We start from the raw sequence: 17,114 nt of genomic DNA on the forward strand, positions 1-17,114 counted from the left end.
ATCTCAATTCTGAAAAACGCCACAGCTGCACAGATTTATCCGGCGATGGTGCGTGAGAATGTCGACATCGCCATCGAAAACGATGAAATTATCGCCGTAGGGAGCAACCTCAGGAGTACATTTCCACAGGCCAATATTAAAGACATGCATGGTCGCTTAGTGATGCCGGGAATGGTCTGTTCCCATAACCACTTCTATTCAGGATTATCGCGTGGTATTCAGGCAAATATTGCCCCCAGCCCGGACTTTATCTCGACGCTGAAAAACCTGTGGTGGCGGCTGGACCGTGCGTTAGATGAGGAGTCGCTATACTACAGCGGGCTGATTTGCGCCCTCGAAGCAATTCGCAGTGGCTGCACGGCGGTAATAGACCATCATGCATCACCTGACTATATCGCCGGATCTCTCAGCCAACTGCGCAATGCCTTTCTGAAGACAGGATTACGCGGCATGACCTGTTTTGAAACCACTGACCGCAACGGCGGCTCGCAAGAGCTGCAGGCAGGCGTGGAGGAGAACATGCGTTTTGCATGTGAGATTGACCGGGCGCGTGAGGCAGGACTTGAGCCCTATCTGGTCGAAGCACATATTGGCGCACATGCCCCGTTCACCCTCAGTAATGAGGGGCTTTCGATGCTTGGTGAGGCCATAAAAGCAACCGGCCGCGGGTTACATATTCACGCGGCGGAAGACCGTTATGACGTGTCCCATAGTCACCATCATTACGGAAAAGATTTACTGGTACGGCTGGCCGAATATGATCTGCTTAACAGTAAAACGCTGGTCGCGCACGGCCTCTATCTTTCCGATGCCGACATCGCGCTACTCAATGAGTGTGATGGCTTCCTGGTACACAACGCACGCTCTAATATGAACAACCATGTGGGCTACAACCAAAAGCTTGGCGCCTGGCGGAATCTGGCATTGGGTACGGATGGTATTGGTTCAGATATGTTTGAGGAGATGAAATTTGCCTTCTTCAAACATCGCGATGCCGGCGGCCCTCTTTGGCCAGACAGTTTTGCCCGTGCCCTCAGCAACGGAAACGCCCTGCTTAGCCGCAACTTCAACGCCAAATTTGGCCGCATTGAGGCTGGCTACAAGGCCGACCTGACGATTATCGATTACCTGTCACCAACGCCGCTCATCGCAGAAAACATCGCCGGGCATGTTGCCTTTGGCATGGGCTCAAACCATGTCCACAGCGTGATGGTTAACGGTGAGATGGTGTATGAAGACCGACAGTTCATGTTTGACTGCGCACCTGTTTTTGCTGAAGCACAAAAAGTGGCGGCGAAAATGTGGCGGCGAATGGACTCCCTGCCTTGATTAAGCGTTATTTACCCGGTGCCTAAGGTGCCGGATCATGCGCCCGGAACGGATATTGTTCCGGGCATAACTCATTACCGAAGAAACAGACTCGCCGTAGCACACTCGCGCTGCTTTTGCATTTCCCTCAGTTGCTGCTCCCCCATCTTACTTAATGCCGATGTCGGACAAACATCAATGCACGCCGGGCCACGCTCGCGGCCGTTGCACAGGTCGCACTTGACTATAGTTGCCGTCTTTTGCTCAGGATTAACGCCCACGCTGATTACCCCGAACGGACACGCCACCACACAGCTTTGGCAGTCAATACAGCGTGATTCGTCGGCTTCGACACGCTCACTTCCCATCGTTAACGCTGCCACCGGGCAGGCGCTTACACAGGGGGCATTTTCACATTGATGGCACATCACCGGCACGCTTACGGTATCGAGGCGTAGCACTTTGAGTCGCGGCCGAAACGCCGCGTCCTCAGTAACGTGCTCCATAGCGCAGGCGATCTCACAGGTACGGCAGCCAATACAGGATGCCGAATCGGCCAGAATAAAGCTGGTCATGCTCCCTCCTTGCACTTAAACATCGCCAGCATTTCACTGGCCGCCTGCCGGCCGGCAACCATCGCCGTGACCACCAGGTCCGCGCCATGTACCGCATCGCCACCAGCATAGATTTTGTCATTACTGGTTTGCGTTGTGCCGCGCCCTTTCCCGCCGGTGCAAATCTGCCCCCAACGGTCAAGCTGCACGCCGTGACCACGCAGCCACGGCATATCATGCGCCTGAAAACCGAATGCCATAATGAGTACGTCAACGGGTAGCTCAAAATCGGAACCCGCCACAGGCCGTGGACGACGGCGGCCATCAGGACCCGGGTCACCCATCTCGGTGCGGATCATGCCGATCGCCTTCACTTTGCCCTTGCGGTCAAGTTGGATTTGCTGAGGCTGCACGTTAAACTGGAACTCAACGCCTTCTTCTCTGGCGTTAACTACCTCTTTTTTCGAGCCCGGCATGCTCAGCTCATCGCGACGGTAGGCGCAGGTGACGCTCGCAGCCCCACGGCGTATTGCGGTACGCAGGCAGTCCATTGCGGTATCTCCACCGCCAAGCACCACAACGTGTTTATCTTTAATGTCGATCATTGGGTATTCTTCGTTCTCCTCCAGCCCCATCACTTCGCGAGTGCTGGCAATCAGAAATGGCAACGCCTGAATTACGCCGGGAGCATCTTCACCCTCCAGTCCCGCCGCCATAAGGTCGTAGGTACCTACGCCAAGGAATACCGCGTCATAGTTCACCATCAGGTCGTTAAATTGTATATTGCGCCCAACTTCATGATTAAGGTGAAAACGGATGCCCATTTCACTGAAAATGCTTCGTCTGACGCCCAGAATACCTTTGTCCAGTTTGAACGGTGGAATACCGAAAGTGAGTAATCCTCCAATTTCTGGATGTTTGTCAAAGACATCAACCTGAACGCCAGCGCGAGCCAAAATATCAGCACATCCCAGCCCGGCAGGACCCGCACCGACAATCGCCACACGTTCTTTACGCGGCACAATATCACTTATCTGAGGTCGCCAGCCCGACGCCAGCGCGGTGTCGGTGATATAGCGCTCCAGGTTGCCAATGGTCACCGAGCCACCCTCATTTTTCAGCGTACAAGCCCCTTCGCACAGGCGATCCTGCGGGCAAACGCGGCCACAGATTTCCGGCAAAGAGCTTGTTTGATGGCACAATTCAGCCGCCTCGATAATCTTCTCTTCATTTACGAGCCTGATGAAGTCGGGAATAGAGTTATGCAGCGGGCATGTCCAGTTACACCAGGCTTTTTGTGCGCAGTGCAGGCAGCGCTCGCTTTCATACTCAGCATCACGACTGCCAAGCCCGTAATAGATCTCTTCGAATTGCGTTTTGCGAATGCCGGCTTCTACTTTTTTTGCTCCCACGCGAGGTGGTTTGCTGATAAATGTTTCCCGGCGACCAGGTTGACGAACCTGCACCGCCTGCCCTTGTACGCTTCGGATTTGCCGCTTACTGCGTAGGTTTTCTAATTCGGCATCGTCCATCAGGCGCAGCGCTTGTGTTGGGCAAACGCTGACGCAGGCAGGTTTTCCTGTGGGATGTTCGCTGCACAAGTCACATTTTTGCGCCAGCTGCGGGGCGCTGTCATCGGCAGACACCATCTCGATGGCGCCAAAGGGACAGGCGATCGCGCAACTCTTACAGCCAATGCATTTCTCTTGCTTTAATTGAATGCTGTTATTAGCAAAAGAGAGCGCGTCGGTTGGGCAGGATGCGACACATGGCGCATCGTTACAGTGGTGACAGGTTGTCGCATTGCTCTCTTTACGGTGGAAAACAACGTGGATCCGCGGCTGAAAATCCGCCCGCTTCAACGGCCATCTGTCCTGGTGATGAGCCGTCACGCAGGCAACCTCGCAGGCATGGCAGCCAATACAGCTCGTGGTATCGGCAACAATAAATCTGTTCATTTGCTTCCCTTTTATTATTCAATAAATACCTCAAGGGATACGATGCAATTTTCAGACGCATTTGTTGCTTTTAAGAAGAATGGATTTATTTTTGAGAGATGTGTCAACAAAATGATTAACAACAAAAAAATCAGTATATTGAGATCCCCCCGTGCTCTTTAGATTATCGCCCCGATATTAACTGACTACCAATATGAGAGATAAATTATCTCAATGTGATATTCCACGCGTCGCCTGTATTTACCCCTCATTGCCTGCCCATCCTTTATAGCTCATCCGCCGTGATTTAATTCACAAATATATTCATCTGCAACCAAACCCTGCATTTTTGGCACAGCTTACGCATAGATAACGTCGTGTGCGCAATTTGCTGATGGCGACATCAGCTCAGGGAGGCATCTGCCTTCGAATCGTAACTTCCTCTCCGCCTATACGAACGAGAGCCGAAGTCGTACAGGAGATAATTACTTCATGAAAGACTCTGCCATTCCTGCCTCAAACGCTACGGCATCAACCGAGCCGGTCGATGAGGTTCTACCTATTACACAAATGGTTCTTTATGGCCTGCAGCACGTACTGGTGATGTACGCCGGTGCCGTGGCCGTGCCATTAGTGGTCGGTAATGCCGTCGGTTTACCCGCTGAACATATTATCTTGCTGATAAGCGCCGATCTGTTTATCTGCGGGGCTGCCACTATCGTGCAATCGTTAGGAATTCGCCCCTGGCTGGGCTGTCGATTACCGTTAATTCAGGGGTGTACCTTTGCCGCACTGATTCCAATGGTGCTGATCGGAAAAGAGTACGGAATCGGCACTATTTCAGGCTCGGTTATCGTCTCAGGGATCTTTATTTTATGCTGTGCTCCGTGGATAAGCCGTCTTATACGCTTCTTCCCCAAAGTCGTCATGGGCGGCATTGTTACCCTGATTGGCCTGTCGATTATGCCCGTTGCCGGTGGCTGGATTGGCGGCGGCAACAGCAACATGAACGGGTTTGGAGATCTTTTTTCACTGCTGATGGCCGCTATTACGCTAATCATCATTCTTAATCTTTATACCTTCGCAACCGGCGTTGTAAAAAATACCGCCGTGCTCGTGGGGCTGATCATTGGCACAATTTTATGGAGCTTTTTTAAGCCGCTCGATTTCCATCTGGTTAACGTCACCCCGTGGATTCACTTTCCACAGCTGATGCAGTTTGCGCGCCCGGAATTCCATATTGTGCCGGTTGCCCTGCTGTCGATGGTCATGGTGGTAGTTATGGTTGAAACCATGTCTTCCATGATGGCCACCGGCGACATTGTCGGTAAGAAAGTGGACTCAGGCATGCTACGCAACGGCCTTAATACCTGCGGCTTAGCTACTACAATCTGCGGCTTCTTCAACCTCTTTCCTTACGCAGCCTTTGCCCAGAACGTCGGGCTTATCGGCTTAACCGGCGTACGTAGCCGTTTTGTGGTATCGGTCTCCGGAGTAATTCTCATTTTGATGGGCGTATTTTCCAAACTCGCCGCGCTGGTGGTGCTTATTCCTAAGCCAGTGCTTGGTGGCGCGGGGATCGTGATGTTCGGCATGGTGGCGGTATCCGGCATTCGTACCCTTGGCCAGGTCAACTATCGAAATAACAACAACGGAATGGTGGTGGCATTAACGCTTGGCCTCGGCATGATGCCGGTGCTGGTGCCGAACCTGTTTAGCCAGTTCCCTCCCATGATGCAGCTGTTTTTACACAGCGGGATAACTATCGGCACCTTGACCGCCATTGTTGCCAACTTAACGCTCAACGGTAGCGTACCACTCCGAGTCTCCCACGATGCCCTGGAACCCGATCCGGCTCCGCCTAGCGCCGCAGCACGCAATATGGCCGTGCGCACGGTACGCATGTGGCTCCTGCTACGCAAAGTACAGAGGGAGCAACAGCCCCAGCAAAACGTGGGGAAATAATGCCAGGCCGGATCTTACTCGCCCTGCTGGCGCTGGCATTGATGACAATTCCCGCCGTGCAGCAGGCCATCGCCTTTGGCGTCAGCAACCGTTTTAGCTTTGGGCTGTTGTTTTAGATTTACCGTTAACTGGAGGGCCATGATGAAAAAAGTGACCACCGTATGCCCATACTGTGCCGCAGGCTGCAAGCTGCAGCTGGTGGTAGAGAATGGGAAGATCGTGCGCGCTGAAGCGGCGATGGGCAAAAATAACCAGGGTACGCTGTGCCTGAAAGGCTATTACGGCTGGGACTTTGTCCACGATACCCGCATTTTGACGCCGCGCCTGCAAACCCCAATGATCCGCCGCCGCCGAGGCGGCAAGCTGGAGTCCGTACCCTGGAGTGAGGCGCTTGATTATGTGGCTACTCGCCTCACCGAGATTAAAGAAAAGTATGGTCCGGATGCTATCCAGACCACCGGTTCTTCCCGAGGTACGGGCAATGAAACCAATTACGTGATGCAAAAGTTCGCCCGGGCGGTGATTGGCACCAATAACGTGGATTGCTGCGCGCGCGTCTGACACGGCCCTTCGGTTGCAGGTCTGCACCAGTCGGTCGGTAACGGCGCAATGAGCAATGCCATCACTGAGATTGATAACAGCGATTTAGTGTTTATCTTCGGCTATAACCCGGCAGATTCGCACCCTATCGTGGCAAATCACGTCCTGAATGCTAAACGCAACGGCGCTAAGATTATTGTCTGCGATCCCCGGCGAATTGAAACCGCCCGCATCGCGGATATGCACCTGGCGCTGAACAACGGCTCTAACATTGCGCTCCTTAATGCGCTTGGGCACGTCATTATTGCTGAGGCTCTCTACGACAACGCGTTTGTTGCCCAGCGTTCTGAAGGTTTTGATGAATATCGTAAAATCGTGGCGGGCTATACGCCGGAATCTGTTGAGGCTATTACCGGAGTCAGCGCGCAAGAAATTCGCACCTGCGCTCGACTGTACGCCACGGCTAAGTCCGCCACCATTCTATGGGGAATGGGGGTGACCCAGTTTTATCAAGGTGTTGAAACAGTAAGATCGTTAACAAGCCTGGCTATTTTAACCGGCAATCTCGGTAAACCGGGCGTGGGCGTTAACCCTGTGCGTGGGCAGAATAACGTTCAGGGCGCCTGCGATATGGGCGCGTTACCTGATACTTTCCCTGGCTATCAGTTCGTTAAGGTTCCGGAAAACAGAGAAAAGTTTGCCCGGGCATGGAGAGTAGAAAGCTTACCTGCCCATACGGGCTATCGCATCAGTGAACTGCCGCATCGCGCTGAACACGGCGAAGTGCGAGCAGCCTACATTATGGGGGAAGATCCGCTGCAAACCGACGCCGAACTTTCGGCGGTGCGTAAGGCGTTTGAGACGCTGGAGCTGGTCATCGTACAGGATATTTTCATGACCAAAACGGCAGCGGCGGCCGATGTTATTCTGCCCTCCACTTCCTGGGGCGAGCATGAAGGTGTCTACACTGCGGCGGACAGAGGCTTTCAGCGCTTCTTTAAGGCGGTGGAGCCAGAGTGGGATCTCAAAACCGACTGGCAGATTATCAGTGAAATTGCCACCCGGATGGGCTACCCGATGCAGTACAACAATACTCAGGAAATCTGGGATGAGCTGCGGCATCTGTGCCCGGATTTCTACGGTGCTACCTATAAGAAAATGGGCGAACTTGGCTACCTGCAGTGGCCATGCCGTGATGAGTCGGATACGGACCAGGGGACGTCTTATCTGTTTAAAGAGGCATTTTCGACGCCGAACGGCCTGGCACAGTTCTTTACCTGCGACTGGGTTGCGCCCCTCGATAAACTTAGCGACGAGTTTCCGATGGTGCTTTCTACGGTACGTGAGGTTGGCCACTACTCTTGCCGTTCGATGACCGGCAACTGTTCTGCACTGTCGACCCTGGCCGATGAGCCAGGCTATGCGCAAATCAACACCCTGGATGCCGCACGGCTGGGTATTGTTGATGAAGCGCTAGTGTGGGTGAACTCTCGCAAGGGGCGCATTATCACCCGTGCAAAAGTCAGCGAGCGGCCCAATAAAGGCGCAATTTACATGACATACCAATGGTGGATTGGTGCCTGTAATGAACTGGTAACCGAGAATCTTAGCCCGATAACCAAAACGCCGGAGTACAAGTATTGCGCCGTTCGCGTTGAGCCGATTACTGACCAACAGGCCGCCGAGCAGTACGTAGTGGATGAGTATCGCAAATTGAAGGCGCGGCTGCGGGAAAGCGCGGTGGGCTAAGCGTTGGGGAACTTCTTGTCGCGTTGGAGTGGGCCGGGCGGTGTGATACCGCCCGGCGTTTTTCTTTCGTTCAGGATTTTAACGCGTGGTGAATGGAGTCGAGAATAGGCTGATAGCCGGTACAGCGGCAGATATTTCCTTCCAGTACATCTTTAAGCTGTTCGTCGCTGGGCTGCGGTTCTTTTTCCAGCAGCGCGGTGGTGCTGACCAGCACACCCGGCGTACAAAAGCCGCACTGTACACCGCCTTTTTCAACAAATGCCTCCTGCAATTTCTGCGTGACAGGATTATCGTTCAGCCCCTCCAGGGTGGTGATTTCCGCCTCATCGCACTGCTCTGCCAGTACCAGGCAGGAGCAGACCGCGTTACCGTCCATAATGACCGTACACGCGCCGCATTCCCCAATGGAGCAGCCTTCTTTTGTGGCTGTCAGCCGCAATGTATTGCGGACCAGATCCAACAGGCGCATATTGCCCTCCACTTTGGCTTCAACCAGCTTGCCGTTGACCTTTACTTTAATTGTGCTCATGGCTCAGTCCCTGCAGGACGCCTTCGCGCCCTGTCCTCATGGTTATTTTTCCAACGCTTGCGCCATCATGTCGCGGAACATGCTGATAAACACCGGCTGCTTATAGGCCGCAGACCAGCGTTTACCGATAGCGGCGTAAATCAGCTTGTCGAGTACCTCGCAGGCACTGTCGATAGTGGCCGGGTTCAGCCGTTGGCCCAGCAGGCAGCGTTCAACATCAATAAGTCGCTGAGGCTTGCTGAACAGCGCACCATCAACCAGCCGGCAGTAGCTCACCGTGCCGTCGTCGGCAATTTCCAGCAGCATGGTCAGGCTTTGACGAGTAATATTCAGCGCGTTTCGGCGACCCAGCTGATGGTAAAAGCCTTTAGCGTCAGGTTTTGTCGGCGGCGGCAGAATAAGACGGGTTAATAGCTCATCAGGCTCTCGCTGAGTTTTGTACCCCGAGATCAGAAACTCACCCAGCGACATCCGGCGCACGGCGCGATGAGACTGCAGCTCAATGCTGCCGTCGTAGAGGATGGCCGGTGGAATGGAATCACCACAAGGTGCGGCGTTGACGATATTGCCGCCGATGGTCGCCCGGTTACGAATCTGGTGCGAGCCCACCGTGTGGCAAGCCTGTACCAACAGCGGATAACGTTCTCGAAGCAGCCTATTTTCGGTAATGCGGTTGAACGTTACTGCCGCACCAATAGAAATTTCATGCGATTGTGTATCTTCGGTCACCTGCGTCAGCTCGCTAAGGCGCGAAATATCCACCAGCTTCATTGCCCGGGTTTGCATGCGCCCCTGCACAATCACGTCCGTGCCGCCGGCAATAGCCGTGACACCGTCACTTTTTAGCAGTTCCAGGGCCTCACTTAGCGTTCCAGGCCGCGTCACGGTGACATCCGTCAGACGTAATACCTGTTTCTTATTCCCAGGCTCGATCATCAATTCACTCTGACGAGCCGGTTTTTTCAGGTTATAACCCAGAATCACCTGCTCCAGGGTTAACGGCAGCTTGTTGAAACGAGTCCCCAGCGCAAAGCTCACCGCGTTATTGATGGCCGCGGCGACTAACTCCGTGGCAGGCTCGCCAATCCCTTTCGCGCCTAGCGGGCCGGCCTTGTCCGGGTTCTCAACGCCGATAACGGTAATCGGGGGAATATCTTTGATCGTCGGCAGCAGATAGCTGTCAAAGTTCTCGGACTTCACCTGCCCGTGCTCAATGTTGAAATCCTCTAACAGAGCATAGCCAAAGCCCTGTGCCACGCCGCCACAGACCTGCCCCTCAAACCCGACCGGGTTAAGAACCTGGCCGACATCGTGGGCGGCAGTAACATGCAGCAAGTCAGTTTTACCGGTGCTGATATTCACCCGAACCTCGGCCACCTGGCAGCCGTAAACCCAGGTAAAATACGGGCTGCCACAGCCTTTTTCTTCATCCCAGTGAATGGGCGGCGGCACAAACCAACCGTATTCAGTCAGGCTCACGCTGGCCCACTTAGTTTTATTCACCGCCGATTTGAAGTCGATACGCTGGCTATTATCATGTTTGTTGATAATAAAGCCGCCCTGCCACAGCGTATCCTCAAGATGAGCTGCCCCGATGCTCTCACCGACGACGCCGAGAATGCGCCGTTTGATCTTCTGCGCAGCATCAATAATCGCTCCGCCGCCGACCATTGTTCCGCGCGTCGCCGCCGTGGAGCCCCCGTCGCCGATGACCGAAGTTGGCGGCTCCATAAAATGAAACTCGCTCATTTCGATGCCAAACGCTTCGGCGGCAATCAACGTCATCGTGGTTTGCAGCCCCTGTCCGTTTTCCGACACCGACGTCGAAAGGCTGACGCTACCGTCTTCGTTGACCTGAATCAGCGCCGTTGAGGTATCAACCCCTTCAGCACCGATCGAGCACCCGCGATAGCTCAACGCCAGGCCAATACCGTAACGGTAGACGCCGCCCTTCTCGTTAAGCGCCTGATAATGTTTTCGTTTCGCCATAAACTCGGCCGAATCGGTAGCCTTTGCCAGCACTTCATGCGCGGAAACCGTATGTTGGTCAAACACCTGGCCGGTAATCGACGCATCGCCCTGGCGTAAGGCGTTAATTTCGCGCACCGTGACAGGCGACATCTTCAGATACTCAGCAATCTCATCCATTAGTGATTCGTGAGCGTAAACCACCTGCGGAGAACCGAAGCCGCGCATCGCGGAGGTGTAACTGTTGTTGGTGTACACCGCCGTGACGTCGATATGCACGTTTGGGATGGCGTATGGGCCTGCGGCCTGCACTGACGAACGCCAGGTGACAAACGGTGACGAAGCCGCATAGCCACCGCTGTCGGCCAGGATATCAACTTTAATGGCCTGGATACGGCCGCTGTCGTCCAGCCCGACCTTGTATTTCATTTTATATGGATGGCGTTTGCAGCTTTCGATAATTGACTGTTCGCGCGTGTAGGCAAATTTCACCGGTTTCCCGGTCAGATGCGTCAGCAGAGCCGAACGGCAGGCCAGATGGTCAATAACATCATCTTTGCCGCCGAACGAGCCCCCCATAACGGCGCGTTTTACGTTGATCAGGCTTTGCGGGCAGCCCATGAACTTAGCGACGAAACCGCGAACGCGGTGCGGGTTTTGCACCGAGCCAGAAATAATCAGGCTGCCGTCGGTAGGGTCAAGCCAGGTTAGCACCACCTCGGGTTCAATATAAGCATGCTCCTGAAAACCCACTTCATATTCGCGCTCGAGGATATGACGCGACTGCGCGAAGCCTTTTTCAACATCACCTTTGAGGGTGTGATGATGCGCGGCAATATTGTCGCTGCGTTCCGGATGAATGCAGCGCGCGTCTGGCGCAAGCGCAGCTTCAACATCGGTCAATGGCGCGTATGGCGTATAGCGTACGTGGATTTTGTCGGCCGCTGTGCAGGCCGCTTCATAGGTAGTAGCGGCAACTACGGCAATAACGTCGCCGTGAAAGACCACCTCATCCTTAATAATTGGCAGGTAATCTTTGACGATAACACCAACAACCGGCGTGCCGGGGATGTCCTGCCAGGTGGCAATTTTGACCACGCCCTCAACCGCCAGCGCTTCGCTTAAGTCGAGCTGATCTATTTTCCCTGCCGGAATATCCGCATAACGACAGACGCCGTATAACATATCCGGCAAAGTAATATCATCGCCGTAGATGGCCGTTCCTTTGACCTTTGCCACTCCATCCACGCGTCCTGGCGACGCTGAACGCAAAGCACACATAACGTTCCCCTTATTATCAAATCAGTAAGTCACTCACGGGAAAAACTCATCGTGCTAACAAATCCAAGATTTGTGCCAAAAATCAATGAGGTGGTGGCCGATGTGAATTTCTGTGATTAGACGTGCGAAAAAAAACGCTCAGGGAGCGAGAGCGGTTGTTCTGAGGAGAAAAGAGAATGGTTTTTAAACCTTATGCTGCGGAAATTCTCAAAGTAATAATTACGAATTATCAAAATAATAATGCACGGGTTGACGGGTTGCCCGCCCGGCAAATTGATTATCTGCGAGAAGCAGGTCCTTAGCTTTTCCCTCGTCTACAGTTAACTTATCCAACCCTCGTCGAATAAATTATCCCATGAGCTTTTCGCTAAGGACTCACCTCTTCGCCCGCCTGCGATTATTGATTTCGGTTGCTGCCGGGATCGTTTGTTATTACGTTCTGCCGGCCCAGCTCGGCACGCTTCAGCGACTGTTAATCAGCTGGAATGTCCTGGCCTGGCTCTACCTGACGTTTATCTGGTTTCGCATGCTGCGCACTGATGTGAGCGAGATTCAGCGAATTGCCAGAATACAGGACCAAAGCGCGGCGCTGGTATTAAGCATGGTTATCTTTGCCTGTATGGCCAGCATTGTGGCTATCCTGAGCGAGCTGCCGTCGTTACGTTCACTTTCTGGCACTCCACTCGTGTTGCACATTGTTCTGACCGCAATCACGCTACTGGCGTCCTGGACATTACTGCCCAGTTCGTTTGCCATGCATTACGCCCATCATCATTATCTGCACCGCAGCAAAGACGTCACGCCGATGATCTTCCCTGAAAAACCAAAAGATCCCGGATATTGGGATTTTCTTTATTTTTCATTCACCATCGCCGTTGCGTCACAGACTGCCGACGTGGCGACGGGAACCACCGGGATGCGCAAAATTACGCTTTTGCAGTCGGTTATCTCGTTTCTCTTCAACCTGGCGATACTGGGATTATCCGTTAACGTGGGTGCCGGGCTGCTGAGTTAGCGAGTTTGATATTTCGACGGCGAAAACAAAATAGACTATAATTTAACCAGCAAAGCTGCGCGGTAAAGGTGAAACACGATGCCTAATCCATTTGATGCCTGCATGTCTATCCTGCTTATCCTGGGCGCTCTACATGAAATGGGGCTGATCCCCTGGTAATGCCTGACTCAAACAGGCGGTTCTCTGTTCTAAAAAGAACGACGCTCAAGGGAAATTGACAGCCAGCCAAATCTCATTATGGTGAGAGGCGTGCTTACGCTATGTCTCAGGGAAACCATGAACTCATCGCTTCTGAATTTTGCTGGCAGTTTGCTTCAGGACGAGAAAACGCTCGTCGCTTCGTACGATCTTGAGTCCTTGTGCCCTACTCAGCGGAACGCTCTGCAACTGCAGGCGCTGCATCAGCCGGGAATTTATAACTACGCCTTGCAGCCCTTTTCTCTCGACTACCGTAACGTTAAGCGGCTTTGTATTATCAATGGCATGGGCGTCACGCTGGGCGATTCACTGATTGGCATTGCGGCGTTGCAGGCTATTAAGGCCATCAACCCAAAACTTCACCTGACGGTGCTGCGCCCTCACACCAGCCAGGCCTATGTGGAAGAGATTTATCAGCTGGCGGGTAACGTCATCGATGAGCTGCGCTATATGCCCACAGAGCTGATTTTTCTCGAGGGATATGATGCGGTGATTGATGCCGGGAACCAGCTCTTCAGGGAGGATTTCGCCACTCTGGAAATGCATGACTTTTTCCTGCGCCACCTTGGCATTGCCCCTGAATCCGTTGCCGATGATATTAAAACAAACCGCTGGCTTCGGGACGAAATGCCGGAGCAAGCTCCTCCTCTGGAAGGCCGTTACGTACTGTTCAATCACCGCGCCAGCACCCAACTTCGCAACATCCCGGATGCCGTACTGGTAGAATTTGTCGAGCATATCTTTAAGCGACACGGTATACCGGTTGCAGGATTCGGCGAGATAGACCACCCGCAGTTTATCGATTTGTCTTCACGTTCAAGGAATACCCGCGACTTTGTCGCCATTATCCGCCATGCCAGCAAAGTCTATACCTGTGATTCGTCGGCTCTGCACATTGCCGCCGCGTTTGGAGTACCCACGATGGGATACTTTAATGCCATCAAACCTGCGCTGCGGGCGGCCTGTTACCCATTATGTGCAAGTGTGGATATGGGTACGGAGAGTTCAGCCCTGCTTCATCAGAGCGACGATAACACCCTGCTGAGCGTTATTGAGGAGAATTATCGCCGCTATCTTAACCTTTTGCCCTGCCGCTAACTTTACCGGTCAATAAAACCGCAGATATTCCCCTCACGAGAGCATATATGATATAATTTTGACCAATTCATTGATTTTAAATAAAAGTAAACAAATTGTATTAATATGAAACAACTCATCCTGGCACTCAGTATTCTGATGCCGTTCAAAATTTCAATGGCCTCAGTCAACGGCACTTTTGACGTGAGAATGACCATTCTTTCGAAACCCTTGCCGCCTAAAGTGACTAAAATTAAACTTTCAGACGAAAGAGTGATGATTATTAATGAATGGTAGTGTTTTCATTCACCTGACAATCCCTATGGCGACAATTCGCACCCACTAAAAAGCCGCTGAGGGAGCCACCAGCGGCTTTTTTATCGGCTGGAGCCCTTTTCCCCATACTTATTACGCTTATGCTGATACAGCAGTTCATCCGCCTTAAGAAGCGCGGTTTCTAACGTATCACCGGCTGCCATCTGATAGCTTCCGTAAGAAAATCCAACCAGTTTGTCTTCATCGATGGTCAGAAGGTAATCGTGAATACGCGTGATAACTTCGTTAGATTTAGTCAGGCTGTAATCAATCAAAATCAAACTGAACTCATCCCCGCCAAGGCGAATGCCGTAGTCGCTTTTGCGAATGGATTGCGCGAGCGCCCTGCCCAGGTACTGTATGGCCCGGTCACCCATGTGATGCCCGAGGGTATCGTTAATCTTCTTCAGCCCGTCGCTATCAATAGAAATTACCGTTACGGCAATGTTATTACTCAGCAGCGCGTGAATCTTCTGCTCAAGCGAAGATGTCAGCACTTTACGGTTATACAGGCCGGTCATCGCATCGGTCATATTATCGTGAGACAGCGACCGGTTACGGTCGAGCTGTTTTTTGGCATAGCGGCAAAGTAGCCAGGTCCCGAACAAATAGAGGGCGACTAACCAGAGAATAGAGATCAGGAAGTAAATCCCGTCCAGCTGGATGTGCAGCGTATAGTAGCCGGTGATTTTTTCCGCATAAGAAATGGGCGTAAACGACTTCAGCACAGGATGGTGGAAGCTGATCTTAGCGCCGGTAGCATTGTCCGTAACGTACAGGGAAAGAAAACGCCATAACAGCGGCCTTTCCGCCGTATAAAAGGACGTGGCTAGATCGTCGATATTAATATCGGTAATGAATAGCCCTTTTATTTCCTCACGTTGAAATACCGGCGTAATCATGCTGATAATGTTTTTGTGGGTGTAGCCATCCGTATAAACATGGGAGACAATATTTTCTCCCTGTCGCAGATCGGTTAACGCGGAGCCGTCAATATTAATGGTCTTCGCGCTACGGTCGATATCTATACGGCCATTTTCACTCACCAGCCAGTTATTAAAGGTATAATGCTTGCTGTCGACAATCTTATTGATATAAATATAGTTATTTTTCAGATCTATATAGTAGCGGATATTGTTAAAAACATAGCCACTGTAGTTGGAAAAACTGTACTTAGATGCGGCATTGGCGGCGTTTTCTTGCCCAACGATCAACGACGCCGCATCGTTCTTCCAGCTGGCGCAGGATGGATTGCGAGTTTGCAACGTTCCCTTAAGTGTCGCTAATTTTTGGCCCGCGAGATTTAAACCATAAACACCATTTAATGATTCGGCATATTTACAAATATCAATATCTTTATTTGCAGCGGTTGTTATCCCTGACGGCGCAGAGGAGAAAGCACGAGACAGCCGAAAAGCCGTGTTCTGGTTAATATACTCTTCATGAAACAGCGCGGATTTTCCGTTTTCTGCAATGTACCCCATGTAGCTTTTCAGATCACGGTATTCCCGAAATACAAACCCGGCAAAAATTAACGTTGTCAGAATAACGATCAGGATAATGGTGTTGATGTACTTTAGCAGCGACAAGATGGTGTAATCCCTTGAAAAATCCCACTTGTTAGATAGGCTGGAGTATAGCATATCGACAGAACCGAGATTACCCGAAACGCAGAAAATTCCTGGTTGCAGCGTGTCAACTAAGGCACCAGGGTGCGGCATACGTCCAGGATAAGGTGCCGCAGCCAGCGGTGTGCGAGGTCAGCTTCTGAGCGCGGGTGCCACATTTGAGAAACGGTGATGGTTCTCGTATCCACCGGCAGCTCGAACATTGCCAGCCTGGCATTGTCTCCCTCAACCTCGCTAACAGATTGATTAAGCAGGAAAGAAGATGGCACCAGGGCAATCAGATCGGATGCCTGCGCCACCTTTAGCGACGCCGGAAACCCCGGCACTACGGCGGCAATTTTTCGCATCAGTCCCCTTTTAGCCAGCGCATCATCTACGGGCCCGGGCGTTGAGCGGATGCGACGGGAGGCAACCACATGCCCATACGAAAGATACTGTTCTTCGGTGACTTCAGGTATCCCGGCAAGAGGATGACCGGCCCGAACCACGCCGACAAAACGATCGCGAAACAGCGCCTGAAGCCGTATTTCCGGGCCCATTTCACCCACAACGCCGATTTCAAGGTCGACCAGGCCTTCGCGCAGATGCCGGGGCCCTTTTTCTGGCTTCGAAGTAAAACACAGCTGAACTCCCGGCGCTTGTGCTGCGGCAGCGGCGATCAGCGACGGTGCAAATGCCTCGATAAAGCCGTCATTGGCTCTGATAATAAACACGCACTCCAGCGTGGAAAGGGACAGCTCTGCCGTGGAGGGGCTCAGTAAGGCGCGAGCCTCAAGCGCGGCGTTTCTCGCCCGGTCACGAATCGCTTCGGCATAGGGCGTCAGCACCATATTTCTTCCCGCTCTGACCAGAAGAGGATCGCCGGTTGCAGCCCGCAGGCGACTGAGCGTACGGCTCATCGCCGATGAGCTTAACCCCAGGCGCCGGGCAGCGCCGGCCACGCTGCCCTCAGCCAGAAAGGTATCCAGCGCAAGCAGCAAATTCAGATCGGGTTCGTTCATTCTGGCATCCTGTAAAGAGATATGGCGTTTGGTGCAACTATTTAGTGCA

General features: G+C 52.6%; 11 protein-coding genes. 5 read left to right on the top strand and 6 right to left on the bottom strand.

All coding sequences use genetic code 11. The features are described from left to right. Entirely contained in the window at positions 1-1,329 is a 1,329-nt protein-coding gene (gene ssnA / locus ACE38U_RS08690) for a putative aminohydrolase SsnA (protein ID WP_375529645.1), read from the top strand. A 74-nt stretch (positions 1,330-1,403) separates the two neighbouring features. On the opposite strand, the gene ACE38U_RS08695 is transcribed toward ssnA, so the two are convergent. After that, on the bottom strand, positions 1,404-1,883 hold the full coding sequence (locus ACE38U_RS08695; protein WP_375529527.1) for a 4Fe-4S dicluster domain-containing protein: 480 nt from the start codon (positions 1,881-1,883) through the stop codon (positions 1,404-1,406). Further along, positions 1,880-3,835, bottom strand: a complete 1,956-nt coding sequence (gene ygfT, locus ACE38U_RS08700) for a formate-dependent uric acid utilization protein YgfT (RefSeq protein ID WP_375529646.1) — start codon at positions 3,833-3,835, stop codon at positions 1,880-1,882. The genes ACE38U_RS08695 and ygfT overlap by 4 nt, the downstream gene beginning before the upstream one ends. A 456-nt stretch (positions 3,836-4,291) precedes the next feature. Here ygfT and ACE38U_RS08705 point away from each other — a divergent pair, with 456 nt between their 5' ends. Together ACE38U_RS08705 and fdhF are read left to right on the top strand one after the other, a co-directional pair. Further along, positions 4,292-5,764, top strand: coding sequence for a nucleobase:cation symporter-2 family protein (locus tag ACE38U_RS08705; RefSeq protein ID WP_375529528.1), 1,473 nt, complete (start codon positions 4,292-4,294; stop codon positions 5,762-5,764). 141 nt (positions 5,765-5,905) lie between these two features. Then, positions 5,906-8,053, top strand: coding sequence for a formate dehydrogenase subunit alpha (gene fdhF, locus ACE38U_RS08710; RefSeq protein WP_375529647.1), 2,148 nt, complete (start codon positions 5,906-5,908; stop codon positions 8,051-8,053). A 70-nt stretch (positions 8,054-8,123) separates the two neighbouring features. Here fdhF and ACE38U_RS08715 read toward each other — a convergent pair whose 3' ends face one another. Both ACE38U_RS08715 and ACE38U_RS08720 read right to left on the bottom strand, forming a co-directional pair. Then, positions 8,124-8,582, bottom strand: a complete 459-nt coding sequence (locus tag ACE38U_RS08715) for a (2Fe-2S)-binding protein (protein ID WP_038472404.1) — start codon at positions 8,580-8,582, stop codon at positions 8,124-8,126. A 42-nt stretch (positions 8,583-8,624) separates the two neighbouring features. After that, complete coding sequence (locus ACE38U_RS08720; RefSeq protein ID WP_375529529.1) at positions 8,625-11,831, bottom strand: molybdopterin cofactor-binding domain-containing protein; 3,207 nt, start codon at positions 11,829-11,831, stop codon at positions 8,625-8,627. 355 nt (positions 11,832-12,186) lie between these two features. Here ACE38U_RS08720 and ACE38U_RS08725 point away from each other — a divergent pair, with 355 nt between their 5' ends. Continuing rightward, complete coding sequence (locus ACE38U_RS08725) at positions 12,187-12,846, top strand: DUF1345 domain-containing protein (protein WP_038472409.1); 660 nt, start codon at positions 12,187-12,189, stop codon at positions 12,844-12,846. Positions 12,847-13,122: 276 nt separating this feature from the next. Beyond that, positions 13,123-14,142, top strand: coding sequence for a glycosyltransferase family 9 protein (locus ACE38U_RS08730; protein ID WP_375529530.1), 1,020 nt, complete (start codon positions 13,123-13,125; stop codon positions 14,140-14,142). A gap of 356 nt (positions 14,143-14,498) precedes the next feature. Here the strand turns inward: ACE38U_RS08730 and dgcJ are convergent, their stop codons facing one another. Further along, positions 14,499-16,025: a diguanylate cyclase DgcJ gene (gene dgcJ, locus ACE38U_RS08735; RefSeq protein ID WP_375529531.1), complete on the bottom strand. Its 1,527-nt coding sequence runs from the start codon at positions 16,023-16,025 to the stop codon at positions 14,499-14,501. 110 nt (positions 16,026-16,135) lie between these two features. Further along, positions 16,136-17,065, bottom strand: coding sequence for a LysR family transcriptional regulator (locus tag ACE38U_RS08740; protein ID WP_375529532.1), 930 nt, complete (start codon positions 17,063-17,065; stop codon positions 16,136-16,138). Positions 17,066-17,114 lie beyond the last annotated feature (49 nt).

The sequence above is a fragment of the Cedecea selenatireducens genome (genome assembly GCF_042138895.1).
Classification (GTDB): Bacteria; Pseudomonadota; Gammaproteobacteria; order Enterobacterales; family Enterobacteriaceae; genus Cedecea; species Cedecea selenatireducens.